General features: G+C 70.8%; 25 protein-coding genes. 10 read left to right on the top strand and 15 right to left on the bottom strand.

Going from position 1 to position 24,037, the window contains the following annotated elements:
• Positions 1-2: 2 nt before the first annotated feature.
• Entirely contained in the window at positions 3-368 is a 366-nt protein-coding gene (locus tag ACZ45T_RS23305) for a cupin domain-containing protein (RefSeq protein WP_468444288.1), read from the bottom strand.
• A 96-nt stretch (positions 369-464) separates the two neighbouring features.
• On the opposite strand from ACZ45T_RS23305, the gene ACZ45T_RS23300 reads away from it, so the two are divergent.
• Positions 465-929: a MarR family winged helix-turn-helix transcriptional regulator gene (locus ACZ45T_RS23300; protein ID WP_468444286.1), complete on the top strand. Its 465-nt coding sequence runs from the start codon at positions 465-467 to the stop codon at positions 927-929.
• 22 nt (positions 930-951) lie between these two features.
• On the opposite strand, the gene ACZ45T_RS23295 is transcribed toward ACZ45T_RS23300, so the two are convergent.
• The 8 genes from ACZ45T_RS23295 to hemL all read right to left on the bottom strand — a co-directional run bounded on the left by ACZ45T_RS23295 (position 952) and on the right by hemL (position 9,229).
• Positions 952-1,455, bottom strand: coding sequence for an SRPBCC domain-containing protein (locus tag ACZ45T_RS23295; protein ID WP_468444284.1), 504 nt, complete (start codon positions 1,453-1,455; stop codon positions 952-954).
• 25 nt (positions 1,456-1,480) lie between these two features.
• On the bottom strand, positions 1,481-2,581 hold the full coding sequence (gene ccsB, locus ACZ45T_RS23290) for a c-type cytochrome biogenesis protein CcsB (RefSeq protein ID WP_468444282.1): 1,101 nt from the start codon (positions 2,579-2,581) through the stop codon (positions 1,481-1,483).
• A complete protein-coding gene (gene resB, locus ACZ45T_RS23285; protein ID WP_468444280.1) occupies positions 2,578-4,344 on the bottom strand; it encodes a cytochrome c biogenesis protein ResB in 1,767 nt (588 codons plus the stop codon). The genes ccsB and resB overlap by 4 nt, the downstream gene beginning before the upstream one ends.
• A gap of 13 nt (positions 4,345-4,357) precedes the next feature.
• The gene (locus ACZ45T_RS23280) at positions 4,358-5,095 is read right to left on the bottom strand and encodes a cytochrome c biogenesis CcdA family protein (RefSeq protein WP_468444278.1); all 738 of its coding nucleotides are present in this window, start codon (positions 5,093-5,095) and stop codon (positions 4,358-4,360) included.
• Positions 5,096-5,105: 10 nt separating this feature from the next.
• Entirely contained in the window at positions 5,106-5,750 is a 645-nt protein-coding gene (locus ACZ45T_RS23275; protein ID WP_468444276.1) for a TlpA family protein disulfide reductase, read from the bottom strand.
• Between the two features lie 78 nt (positions 5,751-5,828).
• Positions 5,829-7,064, bottom strand: coding sequence for a polysaccharide deacetylase family protein (locus ACZ45T_RS23270; RefSeq protein ID WP_468444274.1), 1,236 nt, complete (start codon positions 7,062-7,064; stop codon positions 5,829-5,831).
• A 156-nt stretch (positions 7,065-7,220) separates the two neighbouring features.
• Positions 7,221-7,910, bottom strand: a complete 690-nt coding sequence (locus ACZ45T_RS23265; protein WP_468444272.1) for a histidine phosphatase family protein — start codon at positions 7,908-7,910, stop codon at positions 7,221-7,223.
• Complete coding sequence (gene hemL / locus ACZ45T_RS23260; RefSeq protein ID WP_468444270.1) at positions 7,907-9,229, bottom strand: glutamate-1-semialdehyde 2,1-aminomutase; 1,323 nt, start codon at positions 9,227-9,229, stop codon at positions 7,907-7,909. The genes ACZ45T_RS23265 and hemL overlap by 4 nt, the downstream gene beginning before the upstream one ends.
• A gap of 304 nt (positions 9,230-9,533) precedes the next feature.
• Between hemL and ACZ45T_RS23255 the strand changes: the two genes are divergently transcribed.
• Together ACZ45T_RS23255 and ACZ45T_RS23250 are read left to right on the top strand one after the other, a co-directional pair.
• Positions 9,534-9,971, top strand: a complete 438-nt coding sequence (locus ACZ45T_RS23255; protein ID WP_362401995.1) for a hypothetical protein — start codon at positions 9,534-9,536, stop codon at positions 9,969-9,971.
• Positions 9,972-10,092: 121 nt separating this feature from the next.
• Positions 10,093-10,701: a glyoxalase gene (locus tag ACZ45T_RS23250; RefSeq protein WP_468444268.1), complete on the top strand. Its 609-nt coding sequence runs from the start codon at positions 10,093-10,095 to the stop codon at positions 10,699-10,701.
• Positions 10,702-10,942: 241 nt separating this feature from the next.
• Here the strand turns inward: ACZ45T_RS23250 and ACZ45T_RS23245 are convergent, their stop codons facing one another.
• On the bottom strand, positions 10,943-11,842 hold the full coding sequence (locus ACZ45T_RS23245; protein ID WP_468444507.1) for an NADP-dependent oxidoreductase: 900 nt from the start codon (positions 11,840-11,842) through the stop codon (positions 10,943-10,945).
• 167 nt (positions 11,843-12,009) lie between these two features.
• Between ACZ45T_RS23245 and ACZ45T_RS23240 the strand changes: the two genes are divergently transcribed.
• Positions 12,010-12,426, top strand: a complete 417-nt coding sequence (locus tag ACZ45T_RS23240; protein ID WP_468444266.1) for a winged helix-turn-helix transcriptional regulator — start codon at positions 12,010-12,012, stop codon at positions 12,424-12,426.
• Positions 12,427-12,480: 54 nt separating this feature from the next.
• Positions 12,481-13,209 (top strand): Mut7-C RNAse domain-containing protein, encoded by a 729-nt coding sequence (locus tag ACZ45T_RS23235; RefSeq protein ID WP_468444264.1) that lies wholly within the window; start codon positions 12,481-12,483, stop codon positions 13,207-13,209.
• Positions 13,210-13,230: 21 nt separating this feature from the next.
• On the opposite strand, the gene ACZ45T_RS23230 is transcribed toward ACZ45T_RS23235, so the two are convergent.
• Positions 13,231-13,728, bottom strand: coding sequence for a hypothetical protein (locus ACZ45T_RS23230; protein ID WP_468444263.1), 498 nt, complete (start codon positions 13,726-13,728; stop codon positions 13,231-13,233).
• A 197-nt stretch (positions 13,729-13,925) separates the two neighbouring features.
• On the opposite strand from ACZ45T_RS23230, the gene ACZ45T_RS23225 reads away from it, so the two are divergent.
• Entirely contained in the window at positions 13,926-14,693 is a 768-nt protein-coding gene (locus ACZ45T_RS23225; RefSeq protein ID WP_468444262.1) for an SDR family NAD(P)-dependent oxidoreductase, read from the top strand.
• 9 nt (positions 14,694-14,702) lie between these two features.
• On the opposite strand, the gene ACZ45T_RS23220 is transcribed toward ACZ45T_RS23225, so the two are convergent.
• Positions 14,703-15,827: a DUF8094 domain-containing protein gene (locus ACZ45T_RS23220; RefSeq protein ID WP_468444260.1), complete on the bottom strand. Its 1,125-nt coding sequence runs from the start codon at positions 15,825-15,827 to the stop codon at positions 14,703-14,705.
• A gap of 259 nt (positions 15,828-16,086) precedes the next feature.
• Positions 16,087-16,743, bottom strand: coding sequence for a polysaccharide deacetylase family protein (locus tag ACZ45T_RS23215; RefSeq protein ID WP_468444258.1), 657 nt, complete (start codon positions 16,741-16,743; stop codon positions 16,087-16,089).
• A gap of 173 nt (positions 16,744-16,916) precedes the next feature.
• Between ACZ45T_RS23215 and ACZ45T_RS23210 the strand changes: the two genes are divergently transcribed.
• Positions 16,917-17,489 carry a Uma2 family endonuclease gene (locus ACZ45T_RS23210; protein ID WP_468444256.1) on the top strand — a complete coding sequence of 191 codons (573 nt, stop codon included), beginning with the start codon at positions 16,917-16,919 and terminating at the stop codon, positions 17,487-17,489.
• Positions 17,490-17,566: 77 nt separating this feature from the next.
• Here the strand turns inward: ACZ45T_RS23210 and ACZ45T_RS23205 are convergent, their stop codons facing one another.
• Positions 17,567-18,760 carry an RtcB family protein gene (locus ACZ45T_RS23205; RefSeq protein ID WP_468444254.1) on the bottom strand — a complete coding sequence of 398 codons (1,194 nt, stop codon included), beginning with the start codon at positions 18,758-18,760 and terminating at the stop codon, positions 17,567-17,569.
• Positions 18,761-18,952: 192 nt separating this feature from the next.
• Here ACZ45T_RS23205 and ACZ45T_RS23200 point away from each other — a divergent pair, with 192 nt between their 5' ends.
• The 3 genes from ACZ45T_RS23200 to ACZ45T_RS23190 all read left to right on the top strand — a co-directional run bounded on the left by ACZ45T_RS23200 (position 18,953) and on the right by ACZ45T_RS23190 (position 22,158).
• Complete coding sequence (locus ACZ45T_RS23200) at positions 18,953-19,804, top strand: DUF3558 domain-containing protein (RefSeq protein WP_468444252.1); 852 nt, start codon at positions 18,953-18,955, stop codon at positions 19,802-19,804.
• 153 nt (positions 19,805-19,957) lie between these two features.
• A complete protein-coding gene (locus tag ACZ45T_RS23195; RefSeq protein ID WP_468444250.1) occupies positions 19,958-20,722 on the top strand; it encodes a DUF3558 family protein in 765 nt (254 codons plus the stop codon).
• Between the two features lie 149 nt (positions 20,723-20,871).
• On the top strand, positions 20,872-22,158 hold the full coding sequence (locus ACZ45T_RS23190) for a DUF2637 domain-containing protein (protein ID WP_468444505.1): 1,287 nt from the start codon (positions 20,872-20,874) through the stop codon (positions 22,156-22,158).
• A gap of 92 nt (positions 22,159-22,250) precedes the next feature.
• Here the strand turns inward: ACZ45T_RS23190 and lysS are convergent, their stop codons facing one another.
• A complete protein-coding gene (gene lysS / locus ACZ45T_RS23185) occupies positions 22,251-23,981 on the bottom strand; it encodes a lysine--tRNA ligase (protein WP_468444248.1) in 1,731 nt (576 codons plus the stop codon).
• Between the last annotated feature and the right edge of the window lie 56 nt (positions 23,982-24,037).

The raw sequence follows: 24,037 nt of genomic DNA, 5'->3' as shown, positions 1-24,037 counted from the left end.
TGTTACTGCGCCCAGGGCAGGACGCGGGTGCCCTCGGCGCCCGGGACGGAGGCGACCCCGTCGCAGCGCATGACCACGTACGCCTCGAAGCGCTCGGCGGCGTGGATGTGGCGGAGCACGTCGGCCGGCAGCACCAGGGTCTGGCCGGCGGAGACCTTCTCGGTGCGGCCGTCGCAGGTGACCTCCAGGGAGCCGGCGGTGAGCATCCAGACCTGTTCGCGGCTGACCGAGTGCTCGGGGCCGGTGATTCCGGCGGGCATGTCGACGTGCCAGGTGCTGAGCTCGGCGCTGCCGCGGCTGGGGGCGGCGAGTCCGGTCATGGTGGCGTTCGGGGTGACGGTGACGTGCTCGGGGGAAGAGGTGATCACGTGCAAGGCGGGTCCTCGTCTTCTCGGTCGAGTGAGTCAAGCTGCTTTACTTGCGATGAGTAAAGCAGATTGACTCGGCCGTGTCACCATATTTGTGTGACGAGAGAAGACACCGAGGGCATCGAGCTGGGCTTCCTGCTGGGGCTGGGCTTCCAACTGCTGCTGGGCGAGTTCACCCGGCGCGTGGCCGAGGCCGGGTACGCCGACCTGCGCCCCGTGCACGGCATGGCCTTCCAGGCCCTCAAGGGCGCCGGCGCCACCGGCACCGAGCTCGCCGAACGGCTCGGGGTGACCAAACAGGCCGCCGGACAGATCGTCGACGACCTGGAGAAGCGCGGCTACGTCCGCCGCGAGCCGCATCCCGAGGGCGGCCGCCGCAAGCTGGTGGTCCTCACCCCGGCGGCCACCGAGCACCTCGCCGTCGCGGGGCGGATCCTGCACGAGCTGGAGGCCGAGCTCGGCAGCAGCGTCGACCTCGGCGCACTGCGCGGGGAACTCGGGCGCCTGGTGCGCGTGCTCCACGGAGAAGGGGGCCTGCCGCCCCTGCGGCCCGTGTGGTGAGCTGCGGTCCTGGACAGGTGAGCTACGTCCTGGAGAAGGACGCGTAGGCCTCGCGCAGCTCCGCCCAGCGGGTGTCGTTCCAGGCGGACCAGTTCGCCGGGCGCCCGGCCAGAGCGGATTCCAGCAGTTCGAAGTGCTCGTGCCAGCCGGCGAGGCAGTCCAGGCGCTCGTCCTCCGGCCCGCCCCGCTCGTTCACGAACCGGATCACCGTCGAGTCGGTCCCGACCGCCTCCAGGTGGAAGCGGAGCCGCCCGTGCTCGGTGAGCGTGTACTCCGCGACCCGCTCCACGTCCCAGGCGGTGACCCTGCCGGTCGCCACCGTCCCGGTGTTCAGCCAGCGCAGCGTGACCGCCCCGCCGAGCCTGCGTTCCAGTACGTCCGCCGCGGCCAGCCAGCCGTGCAGCCCCTCCGGCGTGGTCAGGGCGGGCCAGAGCGTCTCGTAGGAGTACGGCAGGTGCAGCTCGAAGCGGAGCAGCCAGCGGTTCTCGCCGCGGCGCTCGCTGGTGGCATGGCTCACGAGAGACATGCCACCAGCGTCCCACTCCCTGCGGTCAGACGCCCGCGTAGGAGTGCTTGCCGCTCAGCAGGATGTTCACGCCGTAGTAGTTCCAGATCCAGCAGGCGAAGGCGAAGAGCGCGAGGTACGCGGCCTTGCGGCCCTTCCAGCCGGCGGTGGCGCGGGCGTGCAGGTAGGCGGCGTACGCGACCCAGGTCACGAAGGACCAGACCTCCTTGGGGTCCCAGCCCCAGTAGCGGCCCCAGGCGTCGCCCGCCCAGATCGCGCCCGCGATGATCGTGAAGGTCCACAGCGGGAAGACGGCCGCGTTGATGCGGTACGAGAACTTGTCGAGCGAGGCCGCGGAGGGCAGCCGCTCCATCACCGAGGAGCGGAACTTGCCGGGCTTGCGGCCGGCCTCCAGGTGACCCTCGTAGGAGTCCCGGAAGAGGTACAGGACCGCTCCGGCCGCGCCGAGGTAGAAGACGGCGCCGCAGAAGATCGCGGTGGAGACGTGGATCCACAGCCAGTACGAGTGCAGGGCCGGGACGAGCTGGTCGCTGTCGGTGTAGAGCCAGGTCACGGCGATGCCGAGGTCCAGCAGGACGGTGATGACCAGGATCAGGCCGAGCCAGCGCACGTTCTTCTTCAGGGCCAGCAGGACCAGGTACGCGCCGACGGCCACCGTGGAGAAGGTGATCGAGAACTCGTACATGTTGCCCCAGGGGGCCCGCTGTACGGACATCGCGCGGGCGACGACGCCGGCCGCCTCGATGAGGAAGGCGAGCGCGGTCAGCGAGACCGCGATCCGCCCGTACAGGTCGCCCTGCACGGTGCCGCCCGCGGCGCCGGGGCCGTCCGGTACGTCGCGGGTGCCGGCGGCGGAGCGGGTGGTGACCTTCGGCCGGTCGAGGACGGCGGTGGCGCCGTTCTTGCCCTTCACCTGGACGGCGGGGCCGGCCGTGGCGTCCTGGGCAGCGGCGCCCTTGGCGCCGGTCAGGGCCGCGGCCGTACGGGCCACCTTGCTGCGGCTGCCGAAGGTCCACTCGGCGATGTGCGCGAGGAAGGCGAGCGTGTAGACCGCCATCGACGAATAGATCAGGTAGTTGCTGATCTCAGCCAGATTCTCGTTGGCTGCGGCTGCGAGCGGCGTCATCCGCGCTCTCCTTCAGGGGTTTCTTCGACACGTGGTTCGACAAGTGCGGTCGGCGCGCTCGGCGCCTGCTGGTGCAGCGTGCCCGCGAGCTCCGAAAGCTCCTGCGGGAGCCTGGCGGACTCGCTGCGGCCGAGGCCCGCCATCTCGACGACGGTCACGCCGTCCTCGCCGCGCACCGCGCGGATCCAGATCCGGCGGCGCTGGATGAACAGCGATCCGGCCAGGCCCGCGATGGCGGCGATCGCGCCCGCCAGGGCGAGGCCGCTGCCGGGCTGGTGGGTGACGGAGAAGGTGGCCCACCGCTCGATGCCCTCGAACTTCACGGTGCCCGCGCCGTTCGGCAGGGTCATCGTGTCGCCCATCTGCAGCTTCTGCTTGAACAGCTCGCCCGTCTCGTCCTTGAAGGACTCCATCTTGGTCGTGTCCAGCTGGTACACGTTCTGCGGCAGGCCCGAGTCCACGCCGAGGCTGCCGTGCCAGGCGTTGAGCATGAGCCGCGGCTGGAGCAGGGCCGGGAACTGCGAGAACATCGTGCGCTGGCCATCGCCGGCGAACGTCGGCACGAAGACGGCGTTGAAGCCGAGCTGCTCCTTCTTGCCGTCCTTGTCCTTGTAGCCGTCGGTGACCTTGACGGCTCCGGTCGAGGTGAGGTTGGAGTCCTGCGGGAGCATCGGCACGGCGTCCTTGTAGATCACCTTGCCGGTGGGGTCGGTCACCGAGAGGACCGGCGCGTAGCCGTGGCCGAGCAGGTAGACCTTGGAGCCGTCGACCTCCAGGGGCTTGTTGACCTGGATCTCGCGCTTCTGCGGCGTGCCGTCGGCGCCGTCGCTGTAGGTCACGTACGCCTTGAAGTCCCGCGGGGTGCCCTTCTGCGGGCCGGTCATCTCGTACGTCGCGTCGAACTTGTCCAGCGTGAAGCTGAACGGCGGCAGGTCGTCGGGGTCGAAGAGGGCGCCGGACTTGAAGTCGTCGTACTGCGTCAGCGTGTTCGAGAAGCCGTTGCCGCGCAGGACCAGCTTGCCGCCCTCGGACTTGAAGTACTGGCCCCAGGCGAAGGCCACCAGCATCACGATGAGCGAGACGTGGAAGATCAGGTTCCCGGCCTCGCGGAGGTAGCCCTTCTCCGCCGCGACGTGGTCCCGGCCGCTCTCGGTGCGGAAGCGGTTCCCGCCGAGCAGTGCCTTCGCGTACGAGAGGACCTCGTCCGGGGTCTTCTCGGTGCGCCAGGTGGTGTGGGCGGGAAGCCGGTCCAGCCGCTTGGGGGCGCCCGGCGGGCGGCCGCGGAGCTGGCCGACGAACTGCCAGGAGCGCGGCACGATGCAGCCGATCAGCGAGATGAACAGCAGCAGGTAGATCGCGGAGAACCACACCGAGCTGTAGACGTCGAAGAGCTGGAGCTTCTCGGCGAGGGTCGCCCAGGACGGGTTGTCCCTCTTCCAGAGGGCGACCTTCATCGCGTCGACGGACGTCTGCGGGATGAGGGAGCCGGGGATGGCGGCCAGGGACAGCAGGAAGAGCAGGATCAGCGCCACCCGCATGGAGGTGAGCTGGCGCCAGAACCAGCGGATCCAGCCGATCACGCCGATGCCGACGGGAGCGCTGTCCTCCACGGGGGCCGTGGAGAGCTGGGCTCCGGCCGCGGCCTCGGTCAGGTCCGCCGCCGCGGGCTCGGTGCCGGGATCGGTGCCGGGATCGGTGCCGGGATCGGTGCCGGGCGCCGGCTCGGGCGACGCCTCGGTGGGCGCCTTGTCAGTCGTACTCATGTCCGTGTAGTCCTCAGATCCCCACCGTGAAGCCTTGGGTCCAGCTCTGCATGTCGCTGACGATGCTGTCCCACAATCCTGTGACGAGCAGCAGTCCGGTGAGGACCAGCATGCCGCCACCGATGCGCATGACCCACGCATAGTGCTTCTTCACCCAGCCGAATGCCCCGAGTGCCTTGCGGAAGGCGATCGCGGCGAGGATGAAGGGCAGGCCGAGGCCGAGGCAGTAGGCGACGGTCAGCAGCGCCCCGCGGCCCGCGCTCGCCTGGTCGATGGAGAGGGTGTTGACGGCGGCGAGGGTCGGGCCCATGCAGGGGGTCCAGCCGACGCCGAAGAGCACGCCGAGCACGGGCGCGCCGAGGAGCCCCGCCGTGGGCTTCTTGTGGAAGCGGAACTCCCGCATCGTCAGCCCCGGGATCGCCCCCATGAAGAAGAGGCCGAGGACGATCACCAGGGCGCCGAGCACCCGGGAGATGATCGCCTTGTTGTCCTGGAGGCTCGCGCCGAAGTAGCCGAAGAGGGCTCCGGTGGAGACGAAGACGGCGGTGAAGCCCGCGATGAACAGGCTCGCGCCGGCGAGCATCCGCCCGCGCCGGGCCTCGGCGAGGTCGGCGCCGCTGACGCCGGTCACGTAGGAGAGGTAGCCGGGGACGAGCGGGAGCACGCAGGGCGAGAAGAAGGAGACCAGCCCGGCGAGGACCGAGATGGGCAGGGCGAGCAGCAGGGCGCCGTTGAGGACCGTGGTGTTCACGCCGGTCGGCTCACTTCTCCGCGAGGATCGGGTCGATCATGGAGCGCAGCGTCTCGTCGTCGATCGCGACCAGGGCGCGGGCGGCGATCCTGCCCTCCTTGTCGAGGACGATCGTGGAGGGGATGGCCTGCGGGTTGAGCGTGCCCTTGGGGAAGCGGAGCATCAGCTTGCCGTCGGGGTCGTAGAAGCTCGGGTAGGTGATCCCGAAGTCCGACTCGAAGGCGGCCGCGTTCTGCTTGCTGTTGTCGCGGGTGTTGATGCCGACGAAGGCCACGTCCTTGGCGCCGTCGCCGAGGTCCTTGGCGACCTTCGCGAAGTACGGGGCCTCCTGGCGGCACGGCGGGCACCAGGAGCCCCACACGTTCAGGACGACGACCTTGCCCTTGAAGGTGGTGGTGTCGAGGGTCTTGCCGTCGACGGTTTCGCCGTCGAGCTTGGGGGCCTCGGCGCGCTCGCCCTGGGCGACGCGGGAGATGCCGGTCGCGCCCGTGACGTAGTTGCCGCCGGAGCTGCCCTTCGGTTTGCTGCCGCTGTCCGCGTCGCTGCACGCCGTCAGGGTCAGGGCGCTCGCGAGGGTCACCGCGGTCAGCATGAGGGCGCGGCCGCTGGTCGAGCGGCGGCTACTTCGACGGACACAGGCGCGGCTAAGGCTCATGTGAAAAGTTTCGCATGAGCAATTCGCGGATCTACCGCGCCCCCCGCAGGGTTGCCTCCGCCCTGGTCAGGCGGCAGGTCAGGCCGAGGTCGTGTACGCGCTCCAGCCCCCGGCCGGCGACTGGCCCGGGCCGAGACCGCGGAGCTTGGCGAGCACCTTGGGGTCCTGGACGTCCAGCCAGTCGGCGAACTGCCGGAAGGATACGAGCCGTACGTCCCTTTTGTCCGCCATGCCCTTGAGGGCTTCCTCGACGGCGTCCATGTAGATGCCGCCGTTCCACTCCTCGAAGTGGTTGCCGATGAAGAGCGGCGCGCGGTTGGTCTCGTAGGCCCGCCGGAAGCCGCCGAGGTAGGTGGCGGTGGCCTGGGTGCGCCAGCCGGGGTAGTTGGCGGGCACGCCCCTCGTGGTGCTCTTCGACTGGTTGGCGAGGATGTTGTAGTCCATCGACAGCACCTCGAAGGAGTGCCCGGGGAAGGGCAGGGACTGGAGCGGCAGGTCCCAGAGGCCCGCCTTCTTCACCGGCCAGACCTGGAGGCCGCCGGGCGAGCTGGAGTCGTAGCGCCAGCCCAGCTTCCGGGCGGTGGCGAGCAGGTTGTCCTGGCCGAGGAGGCAGGGGGTGCGGGCGCCGGCCAGTTCCTTGCGGTAGTCGAAGGGCAGGGCTTCGAGGTCGGTGAAACCGGTGTGGGTGCGCCAGTTGGTGACGAACGACACGGCCTGGTCGATCTCGCTCTGCCAGTCGGCCGGGCTCCACCTGCCGACGGAGCCGGAGCCCGCGCAGAAGTGGCCGTTGAAGTGGGTGCCTATCTCGTGCCCGTCGAGCCAGGCCTCACGGACGTACTTCAGGGTGGAGCGGATGTTCTCGTCCTTGAGGTAGCCGATGTCCGAGGCCCCGACGGGGTTGTTCGGCGGCTGATAGAGACCGCGCTTCGACTCGGGCAGGAGGTAGATGCCGGAGAGGAAGAAGGTCATGGCCGCGCCGTGGTCCTTGGCGAGCTTGAGGAAGCGCGGGAAGAGGCCGTTGCCGATCTCCCCCGCGCCGTCCCAGCTGAAGACGACGAACTGCGGCGGGGTCTCGCCCGGCTGGAGGGGCACGGGCTTGGCCGGCTGGTTCGGCTGCGGGCCGGTGTCTGCGGTGGAACCGTCACCGATGGGCCTGGCCGCGGGCTTCCCGCCGGGCTTGGGGTTCTTCACGGGTCCGGGGGCGCCGGGACCGGACTTGTCCGGTGAGCCGCAGCCCGCGATTCCCACCGCGGCGGCAGCCCCAAGTCCCAGTCCCAGCATCGCCCTCCGACTGAGTCCACTGAAGTCGCGCATGTCACCGTCCCCACTGTCGTTACGCGATCCGACCCAAAGTCCATATAAACGGACAAGTTGACCGGACATGCGTGCTGACACGGTGATTCCCGCGCATCTTGTATTTAATTAGGCAGGGACGTAACGGCCCGTAACAGTCCGTGGATCAACGGCCCGTCAGGCGCCGAACGCCTTGGACGCGCCCTTCACCGGCTTCGCCCCGGCCAGCAGGTGCGCCGGGACCAGGTCCCGGGCCGGCTCGCTGTAGCCCACCGACACCAGCTTGTCGCCCTGGAACGTGAAGGACGTCAGCGAAGCCAGCGTGCACTGGCGGCGGCGCGGGTCGTGCCACAGCCGGCGCTTCTCCGCGAAGCTGCGCACGATCCAGATCGGCAGCTGGTGGCTGACCGCCACCGCCTCACGGCCGCGGGCCGCGTCGCGCGCCGCCTCCAGCGCGCCCATCATCCGGACCACCTGCTCCACGTACGGCTCGCCCCAGGACGGCTTGAACGGGTTCGTCAGGTGCTTCCAGTTGGCGGGCTTGCGCAGCGCGCCGTCGCCGACGCCGAAGGTCTTGCCCTCGAAGACGTTCTCCGCCTCCAGCAGCCGCGCGTCCGTCGCCAGGTCGAGGCCGTGCACCTTGGCGATCGGCTCCGCCGTCTCCTGCGCCCGCTCCAGCGGGGAGGACACCACGTAGGCGATGTCCCGGCCCTTCAGGTGCTCGGCGACCCGGTCCGCCATCTGGCGGCCCAGCTCGGACAGGTGGTAGCCCTCGCGGCGCCCGTACAGGACCCCGTCCGGGTTGTGCACCTCGCCGTGGCGCACCAGGTGCACGACGGTGAGTTCGGGGGTTTCGCTGCTGGTCATGCGGTGGCCTCCGCGGCGGCTCGGGCGGCGGCCGGCAGTGCCGCCGCGATGCGCTCGATCGCCTTCTCGTCGTGGGCGGTGGAGACGAACCAGGACTCGAAGGCGGACGGCGGCAGGTAGACGCCCTGCGCCAGCATCGAGTGGAAGAAGCCGTTGAAGCGGAAGCTCTCCTGCTTCTTGGCGTCGTCGTAGTTCCTGACCTCGTCCTCGGTGAAGAAGACGGAGAACATGTTGGACGCGGTCTGCAGCCGGTGCGCCACGCCCTCCTTGCTCAGCGCCGCCGTCACCAGCCCCTGGATCTCCTTCGACACCGCGTCGACCTTGTCGTACGCGGCTTCGTCCAGCAGGCGCAGCTGCGCGAGACCGGCGGCGGTGGCGACCGGGTTACCGGAGAGGGTGCCGGCCTGGTAGACGGGCCCGGCGGGGGCCAGGTGACCCATCACGTCGGCCCGGCCGCCGAAGGCCGCGGCCGGGAAGCCGCCGCCCATGACCTTGCCGAAGGTCATCAGGTCGGGCTTGACCCCGTCGACGCCGTACCAGCCGGCGCGCGAGGTGCGGAAGCCGGTCATGACCTCGTCGGAGACGTAGAGGGCGCCGTTCTCCCGGCAGATGTCCGCCAGTCCCTGGTTGAACCCGGGGGCCGGGGGCACCACGCCCATGTTGCCGGGCGCGGCCTCGGTGATCACACAGGCGATCTCGCCGGGGTGCGCGGCGAAGGCCGCCCGTACCGCCTCGATGTCGTTGTAGGGGAGCACGATCGTGTCGCCGGCCTGCGCGCCCGTCACACCGGGGGTGTCCGGCAGCGCGAAGGTCGCGAGCCCGGAACCGGCGGCGGCCAGCAGCGCGTCCACGTGACCGTGGTAGCAGCCGGCGAACTTCACGATCTTGGCGCGGCCGGTGAAACCGCGCGCCAGGCGGATCGCCGACATGGTGGCCTCGGTCCCGGAGGAGACCAGCCGCACCTGCTCGACGGGTGTGACGCGCGCGACGATCTCCTCGCCGAGCGCCACCTCGCCCTCGCCGGGCGTGCCGAAGGAGGTACCGCGGGCGACGGCCGCCTGGACGGCCGCGATCACCTCGGGGTGGGAGTGGCCGAGGATCATCGGGCCCCACGAGCACACGAGGTCGACGTACTCGCGACCGTCGGCGTCGGTGAGGTACGGACCGGTCCCGGACACCATGAACCGGGGCGTACCGCCCACGGCGCGGAAGGCGCGCACGGGAGAGTTCACGCCGCCGGGGGTCACGAGGGAGGCGCGCTCGAAGAGCGTCTGCGAAACTGGGGCTTCATACGGGTACGGGTAGCTCACACCAGCCATGGTCTCAGAGGCCGCGACAGACTTGCGGGCGGGCGTTTCACCGCGTCGCCGCGGGGGAGGTCACTGCCATGATGATCAGGCTGCGTGGCGGGGGCCACGGGGCCGGGGCAAGCAAGACCAGTCGGGTGGAGATATGCAACGCGGTGGTGGACCGGGCGAGGGTACGGACGGCCTCGATCCGCAGCGCGCCCGCGAATCCCGCGAGGCCCGCAGCCGGGGCAAGCACCGACGCCGTTCCACGGAGGCGGCCGACGCCGTCCCGGTGCCCACGACACCGGCGGACGACCTCCCCAGGGGCCGCGGCATGGGAGTGACGTACAAGTATTTCGGCGCCCCGGACGGCGCCACGGCGGCCCGGGTCCCGGTCACGATGCGCCCGGAGGAGCTCGGCGGCGACGAGCTCGGCATGGGCGGCCTCTTCACCAAGATCAAGCCGGAGACGATGGCCGCGATGGTCCTCACCGGCATCGAGGGCATACCGCTCCACCAGGTGCCCCCGCTGGAACTGGTCGTCCTCCACCCCGACTACGCGGTGGTCAAGCTCCCGATGACGGTGGTCGACCCGCTGCGCGGCATCGGCGAGGAATCGGTGGGCGCGGCGGCATTCATCTGGTCCACGGTCCCGGACCGCGGCGGCCCGCGCGACGCCTTCAACGTCTACCAGCTGCTCCACGAGTGGCAGGACTTCTCACACCGCCTCCACGAGGCGGGCCACCAGCCGTACTGCCTGGTCTGGCCCTGACCCGGCCACCCGGTGGGTACCGGCGGCTCGACGGCGCCTGCCGAGCCGTGGCGAAACAGGTGGCCGGACCGGTCAGGAATGGAGAAGCCTCGGCGGCCGGGCCGCGCCTAGCGTGAGGGCCATGACATCCATCGCATCCGTCACCCTCGACGTGGCCGACCCCACGGCCGCCGACCGCTTCCACACCGCCGCCTTCGGACTGGACACGCAGATACAGCTGCGGGCCTCGGAGGCACCCAGCACCGGCTTCCGCGGGTTCGTGCTGGCGCTCACGGTGGCCCAGCCGGCCGACGTCGACAGCCTCGTCGGCTCCGCCCTCGACGCCGGCGCCACGCCGCTGAAGCCCGCCTCGAAGTCGCTCTGGGGCTACGGCGGTGTCGTACGGGCCCCGGACGGAACGATCTGGAAGATCGCGACCTCCGCGAAGAAGGACTCCGGCCCCGCCACCCGGCGGGTCGACGACATCGTGCTCCTGCTGGGGGTCGCGGACATGGCCGCGAGCAAGCGGTTCTACGTCGGCCAGGGCCTCGCCGTGGCGAAGAGCTTCGGCCCCAAGTACGTCGAGTTCGCCGCCGGGTCGAGTCCCGTCAAGCTGGCGCTGTACAAGCGTCGCGCCCTTGCCAAGGACGTCGGCGTCTCCCCCGACGGCACCGGATCGCACCGCATCGTGATCGGCGGCGCCGGCGAACCGTTCACCGACCCGGACGGTTTCGCCTGGGCTCAGAAGTAGCGCCCCTCCAGCCCCGCCGGCGCTTGAGGCGCGGGGCCCGGGGCGGAGCCCCGCTCTTTCAGCCTCGCCGCCCCTCCAGCCCCGCCGGCGCTTGAGGCGCGGGGCCCGGGGCGGAGCCCCGCTCTTTCAGCCTCGCCGGCGTTTGAGGCGCGGGGGTCCGGGGGGCAGCGCCCCCGGCAGCGGCGCCGCACCGACACGCCCGCGCCGCCACACCCCCGCCCAACCCCCGGGCAGAGAACTGTCAGGCCGTCGTCAGGACGATCCGGCCCCGCGTACCCGGAGTCGCGAGCCGCTCGTGGGCCTTCGACGCGTCCGCCAGCGAGAAGGTGTCCGCGACCCGGAGCGTGAGCTCGCCCGCGTCGACCAGGGACACCAGCCGGGCCAGGTGCGCCCCGTCCGGCGCGACCTCCTGCTCCTCGACCCGGATCCCGCGCTCCGCCGCCGGGGCGTGGTTCGGGATCAGCCCGACGTAGACCCCGCCGTCCCGTACGAAGCCCAGCGCGGGCTCCCCCAGCACCGCCGCGTCCAGGACCCCGTCCACCGGCCCGGCCGGAGCCGCGCCGCGCGGGACGAAGGCGGCCGCGCCCAGCGAGCGTACGAAGTCCTCGTCGGCCGCGCCCGCCAGGGCCGTCACCACCAGGCCGGCCCGCGCCGCGAGCTGGACCGCGAGGCCGCCGACCACGCCCGCGGCTCCGGTGACCAGCACCGAGGAGCCGGGGGCGAGGCCCAGCTGCTCCACGGCGCGGGCGGCCGTGAGCCCGCTCAGCGGCAGCGCCGCCGCGGCCACGTCGTCCACGGTGGAGGGCGCGGCGGCGATGGCGGTGGCGTCGAGGACCACGTACTGCGCGTGCGAGCCGGCCGGCTTCACCGCCCCGTAGTGCAGCCCGACGACCTGCTGCCCGGCGGCCCAGCCGGCCACCTCCGCGCCGACCGCGTCGATCTCCCCCGCCACGTCCCAGCCGAGGCCGAGCCGCTGGCCGGCCCCGCCGAAGATGCCCGCGCGGACCGCGCCGTCCACCGGGTTGACCCCGGCGGCGCGGACCCGGACGCGGACCTGGCCCGCCGCCGGCCGGGGCACCGGCACCCGGGCCAGCTCGACCCGCTCCGGGCCGCCGAACTCCGTCACCACTGCCGCCAGCATCGTCTGCTCGCCCTGCACGCCCTGCTCGCCCTGCACGCTCATGTCACTGTCTCCCGTTGTCAGTTGCCGTGTTTCCGCGTTCCTGATGAGCACTAACCTAGGGAGAGCTACTATCTTTTCGTAAGTACGCACTTCGGAGTGCGTACCCCACCCGGAGGTAGGCACCGATGGCCACCAGCACCGCCGCAGCCCGCCGCGAGGACGCCCGCGCCGCCTACGACGCCTTCCTCAAGGAGTGCCCCACCAGCCAGCTCCTGGCCCGGATCAGCGACAAGTGGGTCGGCCTCATCGTCAGCGCCCTCGGCCAGGCCGAGGACCGCACCATGCGCTACAGCGACCTCGGCCGCCGGATCCCCGGCGTCAGCCAGAAGATGCTCACCCAGACCCTGCGCTCGCTCGAACGCGACGGCCTCGTCACCCGCACCGTCACCCCCACCGTCCCCGTCCGCGTCGACTACCGGCTCACCGACCTCGGCAGCAGCCTCGGCTGCCTCCTGTCCTCCGTGAAGCTCTGGGCCGAGAACCACTTCGACGAGGTCAGCGCCCACCGCCAGAGCTACGACGAGACCACCGAGGCCCCGTAGCCGCGACCTTTAAACCCTGGGCGGACACCGCCCCGGCAATGGCATGCTGACAGGGTGAACGGACCCGGCATTCAGCTCACCCTCGCCCCCGAACTGCGCCTCTTCGCCCCGCCCAGCCGGCGCGCCGAGCGCGTACCGACCGTGACCGACGGCGCCTCCAGCCTCGGCCACGTCGTCGAGTCGGCCGGCGTCCCGCTCACCGAAGTCGGCCGCCTCCTCGTCGACGGCCACGAGGTACCCGTCTCGTACGTGCCCCAAGACGGCCAGAACGTCGAGGTGTTCGGGGTCGAGCGCCCCCAACAGGTCACCGGAGCCCCGCTCCGCTTCCTCCTCGACGTCCACCTCGGCACCCTCGCCCGCCGCCTGCGCCTGCTCGGCGTCGACGCCGCCTACGAGAACGAGGACATCGGCGACCCCGCCCTCGCCACCCGCTCCGCCGCCGAGCAGCGCGTCCTGCTCTCCCGCGACCGCGGCCTGCTGCGCCGCCGCGAGCTCTTCGCCGGCGCGTACGTCTACAGCGACAACCCCGACGAGCAACTGCGCGACGTCCTCAGCCGGTTCGCGCCGACCCTCGCGCCCTGGACCCGCTGCACCGCGTGCAACGGGCCGCTCCACGAAGCCGACAAGGAGAGCGTCGGCGACCGCCTGGAACACGGCACGCACCGCTCCTACGACGTGTTCGCCCAGTGCGCCGCATGCGAGCGCGTCTACTGGCGCGGGGCCCACCACGCCCGCCTGGAGCGGATCGTGGACGAGGCCGTCATGGAGTTCGGCACGGCCTGAGCCACGGGAACGGCCTGAGCCTCAGAAGGCGTAGGCGTCGCCCGTGTCCAGCGCCAGCACCACGTGCTCGTTGTTCTCGTGGTGGCGGTCCGTCGCACCGCCGTTCCACCACGTGTCGACGCGCACCACCACCTCCGGCGCCCACTCCCGCAGCTCCAGCACCATCCCGATGTGCCGGCCCCGCCCGTGCAGCGGCAGCGGCCCCGTCTCGCACACCACCTCGCGCAGACCCGCCCGCGCACAGCCCTCCGCCAACTGCTGGCGGTCCGCGAGCTCGGCCGACAGCCGCACCCGCACCGTCGCGTTCGGCAGCGCGGCCGGCCCGTCGTTCTCCGGGACCATCCAGATCCGCAGCTGCGACCCGGCCAGGGCCACCCGTCCGTGGTACGCCACATCGGCCTCCGGTCCGGCCGTCTCCCACGCCGACCCCCCGGCCGACGGCGACCCCCACGCGGGCGCACCCGCGCCGAGCGCCAGCACTCCCGCCACCACCACACCACGTACGGCACCACGGCGCACCGACACCACCTCCTCGCGCGGACGCTAGCCACCGGCGCCCCCGACCGGTCGGACCATCACACGAACGAGGGCGCGCCCCACCCCCATCTGCCGGGACGGCCGCGATCACGCACGCACCGCGCGGCCGCTGACCCCCGCCTATGCTGGCGGGTAATCGCCCGTACGAACGACCCACGAACGACCGAGGAGCCCCGCACATGAGCACGGCACCGGCCACCAAAACCGCCGTCGTCACCGGAGCGAGCAGCGGCATCGGCGCCGCCACCGCCCGACAGCTCGCCGCGGCCGGCTACCACGTCGTCCTCACCGCCCGCCGCAAGGACCGCATCGAGGCCCTCGCCGCCGAGATCACCGGCGCCGGCCACTCCGCGGCCGCCCACGCCCTCGACGTCACCGACCGCCCCGCCGTCGACGCCTTCGCGGCCTCCCTGGACCGCTGTGACGTCCTGATCAACAACGCCGGCGGCGCCATCGGAGCCGAACCCGTCGCCACCGGCGACCCCGCCGACTGGCGCACGATGTACGAGGTCAACGTCATCGGCACCCTCAACGTCACCCAGGCCCTGCTCCCCGCCCTCACCGCCTCCGGCGACGGCACCGTCGTGGTCCTCTCCTCCACCGCGGGCCACTCCACGTACGAGGGCGGCGCGGGCTACGTCGCCGCCAAGAACGGCGCCCGCGTCCTCGCCGAAACCCTCCGCCTGGAGATCGTCGGCCAGCCCGTACGCGTCATCGAGATCGCCCCGGGCATGGTCAAGACCGAGGAGTTCGCGACCACCCGCTTCCGCGGCGACACCGAGAAGGCCGAAAAGGTCTACGCGGGCGTCGCGGACCCCCTCTCCGCCGACGACGTGGCCGACACCATCACCTGGGCGGTGACCCGCCCCAGCCACGTCAACATCGACCTCCTGGTGGTCCGCCCCCGCGCCCAGGCCTCGAACACCAAGGTCCACCGCGAGCTCTGAGCCCACGGCTCAGTCGGCGAGCTCCCCGGTCGCCTCCAACAGCTGCGGCCGGCTGCAGTTGCAGGCCGCCACCTCGACAGGACCGGCGGTACCGGCGGCCGGGAGCTCGATCACGGCCGTCAGGCTCATCTTCACGTCCGTACGGCGCCACTTCTTGCCCTCGGCGTCCAGCAATATGCTCTGGTCGGAGGAGTCGGTGAACGTGAACGAGACCGTCTCCCTCTTGCCCTCCGCGTGCTCCGTGCGCAGAAGCGGGCAGGCGACCAGCGACCCGCCGTTGTCCAGCTTCAGCACGGGCAGCTGCGGACCGGTCGGCTCGTGCGTGAACGTGAACTCGAGCAGCCCCTTGAGCTTCGGCCTGTCCTCCTTCGCGTTCAGCTCCTTGACCACCTCGTCGGTCAGGGGGCCCGGCGCGAACTCCGCGCTCTTCGGCTCCCCGTCCGGTGTCGTGAAGCTCAGGTACTCCGCGAACCGGCCGCACACGCCCCGGTCCGCCTCCGCGGTCGGCGACAGCACGGCCGCCCCCGCCGCGTCACGGCTGACCGCCGCCACCGGAGCCTTCCGCAGCTTCACCCGCACTCCCGCGAACGGCCGGACGTCCCCGGTGTCCAGCGGCACCGGCGCCGCCATGGGCACCCACGTCTCCACCGCCGCCCGCCACTCCCCGCCCGGCGCCTCCTGCACGAAGTAGTGCACCGCCGTGGCCTGACCGTCCTCCCGCCCGTTCGCCTTGCTGAACACGGCGAACGACCTCGGGTACGACGGCTGGTCCCGCTCCGCGGGAATCGCGAACGCCGGATTCACCAGCCCGGCCACGACGACGCTGTGGTCCCCCTTCGCCTTGCGCAGGTCGCTGTCCGCCTTCCGCTCGGCCATCAGCGGACCGGTCGTCACCTGGGCGATGCCCTCGGCGTCCTTCCCGTCCGCGGAGCTGCGGCGCTCCCACTCGTACCGGCTGAAGACCTTCTCGGCCTCCGCCTGCGTGATCACCAGTGGCGGCGGCGGCGCCACCGACGGCTTCGCCGCCGCACCGGCCGCACCGGCCGCCCCGCCGTCCCCGCCACCACACCCGGCGACCACGGCCACCACGCCGACCACGGCCGCCCCGACGGCCACCTTCCTGACCCAACCCACCAGAAGCCCCCCTGGACACGCTCACAAGGAAGACCCCCTCCCCCATGGCTGACCAGGACCTTAACGCCCCCGCGATCAGCTCGCGGCGGCAGGGCTAGGCCGTCTCTTTCGGATCTTGTCGGCCGAGCCCGCGGCGTCTGGTGCCGTGCATGGCAAGGCGGAGGGGCGTGCCGCGTACTGGACGTACTCGGGCGCCCCGACAACGCCGCCAGGTGCGGTGCCAGGCGTCGCGGGCCCGACAAGATCCGAAAGAGACGGCCTAGACGAGCCCGGCGCTCCTCAGGTGCGGCATGAGAGCGGCGGGCTTCAGCCCCGCGGCCCTGGCCGCACCCAGCGCCCTCTCCAGATCCGCCGCCAGCGTCGGCGTGAAGTGCAGCAGCACGATGTCCCCGGCCTTCAGCTGCGGCGTGGCCGGCGTCTCCCCCCAGGTGGTGAAGTCATGCGTCCACGTCACCAAGGCCTTCACCCCACACGCCTTGGCCGCCACCCTCACCTCGTCGTTCACGGCCCCGTACGGCGGCCGCAGCAGCTTCGGCGCGCGCCCGAACGTGGCCTCGATCCGCTCCCCGGCCCCGCACACCTCGGCGTCCTTGCCGACGGCGTCGAGCGTCGTGAGATCCGGGTGGTTGACGGTGTGGTTCTCCACACCGGCCCGCCCCTCCTCCGTGAGCCGGGTGAAGTACGCGGTGTCGTACGAGGTCGCCCCCGGCAGCAGGAACAGCGAGACCGGCACCCGCTTCTCCAACAGGATCCGGGCCGCCTCCGGATCGTGGTTCCACCCGTCGTCGATCGTGATGAAGACGACCTTCTCCTGAGTCGGCACATGCGCCACGACGGGCGGCAACCCCACCCCCGCCTGCGCGGACCCGACGACCCCGAGGGCGAGCGACAACGACGCGAGCGCGGCAACAACCACGCGGGATCTCCACATGCCGCCACCCTGGTCTAGACCAACTCTACGGTCAACCCCCGCGCTTGAAGCGGAAGTTGCACTCAGACGCACCTCGGGGCCCGTATGGGTGAATGCACACGGAATGTCGGCTGCCACAGCTACGCTCCGGGAGGGTGAGCCACGAAAAGGAGGAAGCTATGGCCGTGATACAGCACGAGACCACGATCGCGGAGGCCGCGGATCGTCTCTCCAAGGAGCTTCCCGGGCACCGAGTGGAAATTCTCCAGGGAAGGCTCACCGTGACTCCACCCGCCGACGGGCGACACGCCCGGACCCTGACCCGGCTCACCGTCGCCTTCCACGAGGCGGGGGCCGAGAAGGCGGGCCTGGAATTCCTCCAGGGCATCGGCATCTGGCTGCCCACCGGCGAGGACGACTACGCCGTCCCGGACTTCGCCCTCGTCGAGGCGGACTTCCTGGACCACAAGGCCGCCAAGAACTGCTACCGGCACGACGTCTTCCGCATGATCCTGGAGGTCACTTCCTCGAACTGGGCGGACGACACCGGCACCAAAGTGGAGAGTTACGCCCAGGCTGACGTACCCGTCTACGTCATCGCCGACCGGCACCACGACGAAGTCGTGATCTATACGGATCCTCGCGGCACGTCCTACCGCTTGCGCAGAACCTTCAAGCGCGGCACGAAACTCACCCTTCCCGACTACCTCGGAGTGACCGTCGAGTTGTCGGTGGACATGCTGCTCGACTGACCGATCCACATGGAGGAGCCCGGACCGATCACGATCGGTCCGGGCTCCTCCACTCCCCCCACCACTGCGCCCGGGCATCAGCCCTTCACGCAGATGACCTGCTTCAGCTTCGCCACGACCTGCACGAGGTCGGTCTGCTGATCGATGACCTGCTCGATCGACTTGTACGCACCCGGGATCTCGTCCACGACGCCCGAGTCCTTGCGGCACTCCACGCCCTTGGTCTGCTCCGCCAGGTCCCGCGCCGAGAACTTCTTCTTCGCCGCCGTACGGCTCATCTTCCGGCCCGCGCCGTGCGAGGCCGAGTTGAAGGACTTCTCGTTGCCGAGGCCCTTCACGATGTACGAGCCCGTACCCATGGAGCCCGGGATGATCCCGTAGTCACCGCTGCCGGCCCGGATCGCGCCCTTGCGCGTGACCAGCAGGTCCATGCCGTCGTACCGCTCCTCCGCCACGTAGTTGTGGTGGCAGCTGATCTCGCGGTCGAAGGAGACCTTCGCCTTCCGGAACCCCTTCCGGATGACCTCCTTGAACAGGCTCATCATCGCCGCGCGGTTGTACTTGGCGTACTCCTGCGCCCAGAAGAGGTCGTTGCGGTACGCGTCCATCTCCGGGGTCGCCGCCAAGAACACCGCCAGGTCGCGGTCGACCAGGCCCTGGTTGTGGTCCAGGCTCCGGGCCACGGAGATGTGGTGCGCGGCGAGCTCGTTGCCGATGTTCCGGGATCCGGAGTGCAGCATCAGCCAGACCGAACCTGACTCATCGAGACAGAACTCGATGAAATGGTTGCCACTTCCGAGGGTTCCGATCTGCTTCATGGCTCGTTCATGACGGAATTTGACCGAGTCGGTGAGGTAGTCGAAGCGCGTCCAGAGGTCCTCGTACCCCGCCTCCGAGAAGCCGTACAGGCGCGACGGGTCCACGGCCTCCTTGTGCAGGCCCATGCCCACAGGAATCGCCTGCTCGATCTTCGAGCGGAGCTTGGACAGGTCCCCCGGCAGATCGTTCGCCGTCAGCGACGTCTTCACCGCCGACATGCCGCAGCCGATGTCCACGCCCACCGCCGCCGGACACACCGCGTCCTTCATGGCGATCACCGAGCCGACCGTGGCCCCCTTGCCGTAGTGGACGTCCGGCATGACGGCCAGGCCCTTGATCCATGGGAGGGTGGCGACGTTGCGCAGCTGCTGCATCGCGCCGTCCTCGACCGACGCCGGGTCGGTCCACATCCGGATCGGAACCTTCGCCCCGGGTACCTCTACATACGACATACGGAATCAATCCCCCGAAAACCACAGAAAAGTCAGAATGCGCAAAAAGCCTCGCTCTTGATCCCAAATACGACAGGGGACCGGCGCCAGCACCAGCGTGTGCGATAGACATTGTGTCCATCCGCGCCCAAGTCGCGGCAACGCATTTTCCTGACCGTCGGGGGGCCCGCCGGTCGAAGGGAGCCAGTGGACGTGCAGCGCAAGGCGGTACGGCGAGGATCGCGGGTCCTGCCAGGCATCGCGGTGCTGGTCGCGCTCGCGGCCGGCGCAGCCGGCCTGACCGGGTGCACCAGTGGGAGCGGCGGCGGGAGCCCCAGCGACTCGAAGGCCGGCGGCAACACCCCCGCGCCCGCCCAGCCCGGCAAGTACCGCAGCCTGCCCGCGCCCTGCAAGGCCGGCGTCGACAGCAAGAAGCTCAAGGCCATGCTCCCGGCCGCGGACGCCCTCGCCCCCGAGCAGCGCGACCAGATGTACGCCGGCGTCGCGGACGCCTCGTACGACGGCGACCGGCACGTCGGCTGCCGCTGGACCGCGCAGACGCCGGAGGAGACGCGGCTGCTGTCGGTCGGCTTCGAGCGCGTGGTCTCGTACGACCGGGCCGCCACCAGCGACGACGACAAGGCCAAGCAGGTCTACGTGCGCCGGCTCACCGACGCGCACCTGCCCTTCCCCGGCCCGACGGCGAGCCCGGCCCCCACTCCGGCCACTGCCACCACGCCGCCGCCCGCGGCCCCGCCCGCCGCAGGCGCACCCTCCCCCGGGGCGCCCTCCCCCAGTACGAGCCCGACCGTCCCGGTCGAGCTCGGATCCCGCGTCCTGGAAGACCTCGGCACCCAGGCCTTCGTCGAGGACAAGCTGAGCCCCGCCGGGGCCACGGCGGCGCAGTCGCGCACCGTGCGGATTGTGTTCCGTACCTCGAATGTCATCGTCACGGTCGAGTACAGCGTGCAGCCCGCCCTGCCCGGTACGGTCCCGTCGAGCGCCGAAACCCAGGACAAGACACGGCAGTTGGCGCAGGCCCTGGTCGAGCGTTTCAACGAGTGAGTGGTGCGCGCCGCGCCCCGGCGTGACGGCGCGCACAGCACGCGGACGCCCGCTCGGGCTACCGTTGCCAGGGTCCCGCGCCCGAAACGGCGCCCTCCGAATGACCGCCCGAAGCAGGGTCCGAAGCAGACCCACGAACGTACTGAAGGAATCATGCACCGATCAGCCTCGCGCCTCACCCGCGTTCTCGCCTGCGCAGCCGTCCCGGTGATCCTCACCGTCGCCGGGTGTTCGTCCGACTCGGGCAAGGACTCGGGCTCGAACGGCGGCAAGAAGTCCGATTCCTCCTCTTCTGCCAAGCCCAACGCGAAGTCCTCCGCCGCGCTGGAGAAGGCGGCCTTCGCCACGCTGCCGGACCCCTGCAAGTCGGTCCAGACGGCGACGATAGAAAGCCTCGTCCCGGAGGCGAAGGACAAGAACGGCTCGGCGACGAAGTCGAACGACCTGACCACCCGTGCCAGCTGCTCGTGGAACGGTCTGGACGAGGACGGTCTGAAGGGCTCGCAGTACCGCTGGCTCTCGATCTCCTTCTTCCGCTACGACTCGCACGCCTCGCTCGGCGGCGCCAACACGCGCGCCGAGGAGCAGTACAACAAGCAGATCGAGGCGGCGAAGGCGACCGAGGGTGCGCAGAACCCGACGGCGGCCGCGGCAGGTGGCATCGGCGATCAGGGCACGTCGGTCGTCTACTCCGTGAAGAAGGACGTGGACTTCTTCAACACGACGATCGTGGCGCGCACCCAGAACGTGGTGATCACGCTCGATTACAACGGTGCGGCCTACGAGGGTGCCGGCGCTCCGGACCAGGCCAAGCTGCTCGAGGACGCGATCGCCGCGGCGAAGGAGGTCGTGGCCTCGGTCGACGCCGCCAACAAGCAGCCTGCGGAGCAGCCGCAGTCGCCGCAGCCCGCCCAGTAGCGGGAGCCGGGCGGCCCCGGGGCGGCGCCACGGCGGGGCCTCCCGGAACGCTGACATCCAGTCACCCGTACGCTGTGCCTGCCGCAGCTTGGTAAAGGCTCGGTAAGCACGCAGGACTCGGCAAGGGGAGGGGATCGCGGGTGGCCGCGATGCAGCTGACTCGTACGCACCGAATACTCATCGGCGTGGTCGTCGCGGGAGCCGTGGTCATCGCGGGCATCGGCTTCGCGGGCTCGTACGCCGCGGTGCGCGCCCTCGCGCAGCAGAAGGGCTTCGGCAGCTTCTCGCTGGTGTTCCCGATCGGTATCGACGCGGGCATCTGTGTGCTGCTGGCCCTGGACCTGCTGCTGACGTGGCTGCGCATCCCCTTCCCCCTGCTGCGCCAGACGGCGTGGCTGCTGACGGCGGCGACGATCGCCTTCAACGGTGCGGCGTCCTGGCCGGACCCGCTGGGTGTCGGCATGCACGCCGTGATCCCGATCCTGTTCGTGGTGACGGTGGAGGCGGCCCGGCACGCGGTGGGCCGGATCGCGGACATCACCGCGGACCGGCACATGGAGGGCGTGCGCATCACGCGGTGGCTGCTGTCCCCGATCCCCACCTTCAAGCTGTGGCGCCGGATGAAGCTGTGGGAGCTGCGCAGTTACGAGCAGGCGGTCGGCATGGAGCAGGACCGGCTGATCTACCAGGCCCGTCTGCAGGCGCGGTACGGGCGCTCGTGGCGGCGGAAGGCTCCGGTGGAGGCGCTGATGCCGCTGAAGCTGGCCCGGATCGGCGTGCCCTTGAAGGAGACGGCCCCGGAGGCGCTCGCGGTGACGGGCATCGAGCCGGCGGTGCTGCCGCCGGTGGGGCAGCAGGCGCCGCTCGCCTCCGCCTCCGCCCCGGCCCTGGAGCTCGCCCAGCAGCCCGGGCAGGCTCAGTCCCAGGCCCAGCCCCCGGCCGCCGCCGGCCACGCCCCGCCGCCCTTCGCGGTGGAGCCGACGGCCATGCCCGCGGCCCACAACAGTGCCTGGTTCGCGGCGCCGCTGGCGCCGCAGGCGGCGTACGAGGGCGGCTACAACCCCCAGTACGTCGAGGGCCTGGAGCCGACCCCGGTCCTGCCCCCGATGGGCCCGGAGGAGCAGCAGCAGCACCAGGCGCAGCCCGACATCCCGATCCCGGTGCCCCGCCAGGAGCAGCCCCAGGAGCAGCCCCAGGAGGCCGTGGAAGAGGGTCCGGCGACCCCGGACGAGGCCGAGTTCGCCGAGGTGGCGTACAAGGTGTTCTGCGCGCTGGCCGACGAGAAGCAGGACTGGCCGTCGGTCGAGGCGCTCGACATACACCTCTCGGACGGTTACGGCGTGACCCACCCGCGCAGCGGTTCCCTGCTCCGCCGGATGATCCCGGCGTTCAAGCAGCGCTACAACAAGGACCGCGAGGCCGAGCACATCGCGTAACGGCCCCCATGTGAAAGGGCCCGCACCCCCGAGGGGTGCGGGCCCTTTCACATGTTCCGCGTGCCTGCGTGCCTACGTGCCTACGAGACGGCTCAGACCGCGAGGAGCTTGCGCACCCGGTCCGCGCCCACCGCCAGCAGCAGCGTGGGCAGTCGCGGCCCGGTCTCCCGGGTCACGAGCAGCCGGTACAGCAGCGCGAAGAACGTCCGCTGCGCGACCTTGAGCTCCGGCGTCGGCTTGGCGTCGGGCTCCAGCCCGGCCATGACCTTCGGCACGCCGTAGACGAGCGTGGTCAGCCCGTCGAGCGACCAGTGCGAGTCCAGCCCTTCGAGCAGGAGCCGCAGCGATTCGCGCCCCTCGTCGTCCAGGGACGACAGCAGCTCTGCGTCGGCCTCCTCGCGTACGAGGGTCCGCTGGTCGGCGGGGACCTGGGTGGTGATCCAGTTCTCCGCGCGGTCCAGGCGGGGCCGTACCTCGTCGAGCGAGGTGAGCGGCTTCTCCGGCTCCAGGTCGCTCAGGATGCGCAGGGTCTGCTCGTCGTGCCCGGCGGTGATGTCGACGACGGACGCGAGCGTCCGGTACGGCATCGGCCGCGGGGTGCGCGGCAGCTCGGCGGCGGCGGTGCGCACGGCGCGGGTGTGCGCGGCGGCGTCGGCGGGCAGCACGGAGCCGTCGGCGACCTTGGCCTCCAGCTTGTCCCACTCGTCGTAGAGCCGCTGGATCTCCTGGTCGAAGGCGATCTTGAAGGACTGGTTCGGGCGGCGGCGCGCGTACAGCCAGCGCAGCAGCTGCGGTTCCATGATCTTCAGCGCGTCGGCCGGGGTCGGGACCCCGCCCTTCGACGAGGACATCTTCGCCATGCCGCTGATGCCGACGAACGCGTACATCGGTCCGATCGGCTGCTCGCCGCCGAAGATGTGCACGATCTGGCCGCCGACCTGGAAGGACGAGCCGGGCGAGGAGTGGTCGACGCCCGAGGGCTCGAAGATCACGCCCTCGTAGGCCCAGCGCATCGGCCAGTCGACCTTCCAGACGAGCTTGCCGCGGTTGAACTCGCTGAGCTTGACCGTTTCTGTGAACTCGTCCTCGGTGCAGACGTAGGTCATCTCGGTCGTCTCGTCGTCGTACGAGGTGACCTTGGTGAAGTCCTTGCCGCACTCGCCGCAGTACGGCTTGTACGGGAAGTACCCGCCCTCGCCGGTGCTGCCGTCGTCCTCGGCGGCGGCGCCGGAGCCCTCGGCGGCCTCCAGCTCGGCCTCGTCGACCTGCTTCTGCTGGGGCTTCTTGCCGCCGGGCTTCTGCTTGGTGCGGTACTGGTCGAGCACGGCGTCGATGTCGCCGCGGTGCTTCATCGCGTGCAGGACCTGCTCGCGGTAGACACCGGTCGTGTACTGCTCGGTCTGGCTGATGGGGTCGTACTCGACGCCCAGCTCGGCCAGCGCCTCGACCATGGCGGCCTTGAAGTGCTCGGCCCAGCTGCCGTACTCCGACCCGGCCGGGGCGGGGACGGCGGTCAGCGGGCGGCCGATGTACTGGCCGTAGGTCTCCTCGTCGACGCCGGGGATGCCCTTGGGCACCTTCCGGTACCGGTCGTAGTCGTCCCAGGAGATGAGGTGGCGGACCTCGAAGCCCCGGCGGCGGATCTCGTCCGCGACCAGGTGCGGGGTCATGACCTCGCGGAGGTTGCCCAGGTGGATCGGGCCGGAGGGGGAGAGTCCGGACGCGACGACGACAGGTTTGCCGGGTGCTCGGCGCTCCGCCTCGGCGATGACCTCGTCCGCGAAACGGGAGACCCAGTCGGTCTCGGTGCTGCTCTGAGCCACGACACGTCCTTCTATCTCGAATGCTGGCTTCAGCCATTCTCCCAGACGTCTGCGGT

The sequence above is a fragment of the Streptomyces sp. NPDC030995 genome (assembly GCF_055571215.1).
Note: the sequence above shows the minus strand (reverse complement) of the source record. Positions and strands in the feature narration are given on the sequence as shown.

Excerpts from the sequence above, each read along its gene's own strand:
- ACZ45T_RS23295 (WP_468444284.1), bottom strand. The coding sequence starts at position 1,455 with ATGTCTCTCGTGAGCCATGCCACCAGCGAGCGCCGCGGCGAGAACCGC.
- ccsB (WP_468444282.1), bottom strand. The coding sequence starts at position 2,581 with ATGACGCCGCTCGCAGCCGCAGCCAACGAGAATCTGGCTGAGATCAGC.
- resB (WP_468444280.1), bottom strand. The coding sequence starts at position 4,344 with ATGAGTACGACTGACAAGGCGCCCACCGAGGCGTCGCCCGAGCCGGCG.
- ACZ45T_RS23275 (WP_468444276.1), bottom strand. The coding sequence starts at position 5,750 with ATGAGCCTTAGCCGCGCCTGTGTCCGTCGAAGTAGCCGCCGCTCGACC.
- ACZ45T_RS23270 (WP_468444274.1), bottom strand. The coding sequence starts at position 7,064 with ATGCGCGACTTCAGTGGACTCAGTCGGAGGGCGATGCTGGGACTGGGA.
- ACZ45T_RS23265 (WP_468444272.1), bottom strand. The coding sequence starts at position 7,910 with ATGACCAGCAGCGAAACCCCCGAACTCACCGTCGTGCACCTGGTGCGC.
- hemL (WP_468444270.1), bottom strand. The coding sequence starts at position 9,229 with ATGGCTGGTGTGAGCTACCCGTACCCGTATGAAGCCCCAGTTTCGCAG.
- ACZ45T_RS23255 (WP_362401995.1), top strand. The coding sequence starts at position 9,534 with ATGGGAGTGACGTACAAGTATTTCGGCGCCCCGGACGGCGCCACGGCG.
- ACZ45T_RS23250 (WP_468444268.1), top strand. The coding sequence starts at position 10,093 with ATGACATCCATCGCATCCGTCACCCTCGACGTGGCCGACCCCACGGCC.
- ACZ45T_RS23245 (WP_468444507.1), bottom strand. The coding sequence starts at position 11,842 with ATGCTGGCGGCAGTGGTGACGGAGTTCGGCGGCCCGGAGCGGGTCGAG.
- ACZ45T_RS23240 (WP_468444266.1), top strand. The coding sequence starts at position 12,010 with ATGGCCACCAGCACCGCCGCAGCCCGCCGCGAGGACGCCCGCGCCGCC.
- ACZ45T_RS23225 (WP_468444262.1), top strand. The coding sequence starts at position 13,926 with ATGAGCACGGCACCGGCCACCAAAACCGCCGTCGTCACCGGAGCGAGC.
- ACZ45T_RS23210 (WP_468444256.1), top strand. The coding sequence starts at position 16,917 with ATGGCCGTGATACAGCACGAGACCACGATCGCGGAGGCCGCGGATCGT.
- ACZ45T_RS23205 (WP_468444254.1), bottom strand. The coding sequence starts at position 18,760 with ATGTCGTATGTAGAGGTACCCGGGGCGAAGGTTCCGATCCGGATGTGG.
- ACZ45T_RS23195 (WP_468444250.1), top strand. The coding sequence starts at position 19,958 with ATGCACCGATCAGCCTCGCGCCTCACCCGCGTTCTCGCCTGCGCAGCC.
- ACZ45T_RS23190 (WP_468444505.1), top strand. The coding sequence starts at position 20,872 with ATGCAGCTGACTCGTACGCACCGAATACTCATCGGCGTGGTCGTCGCG.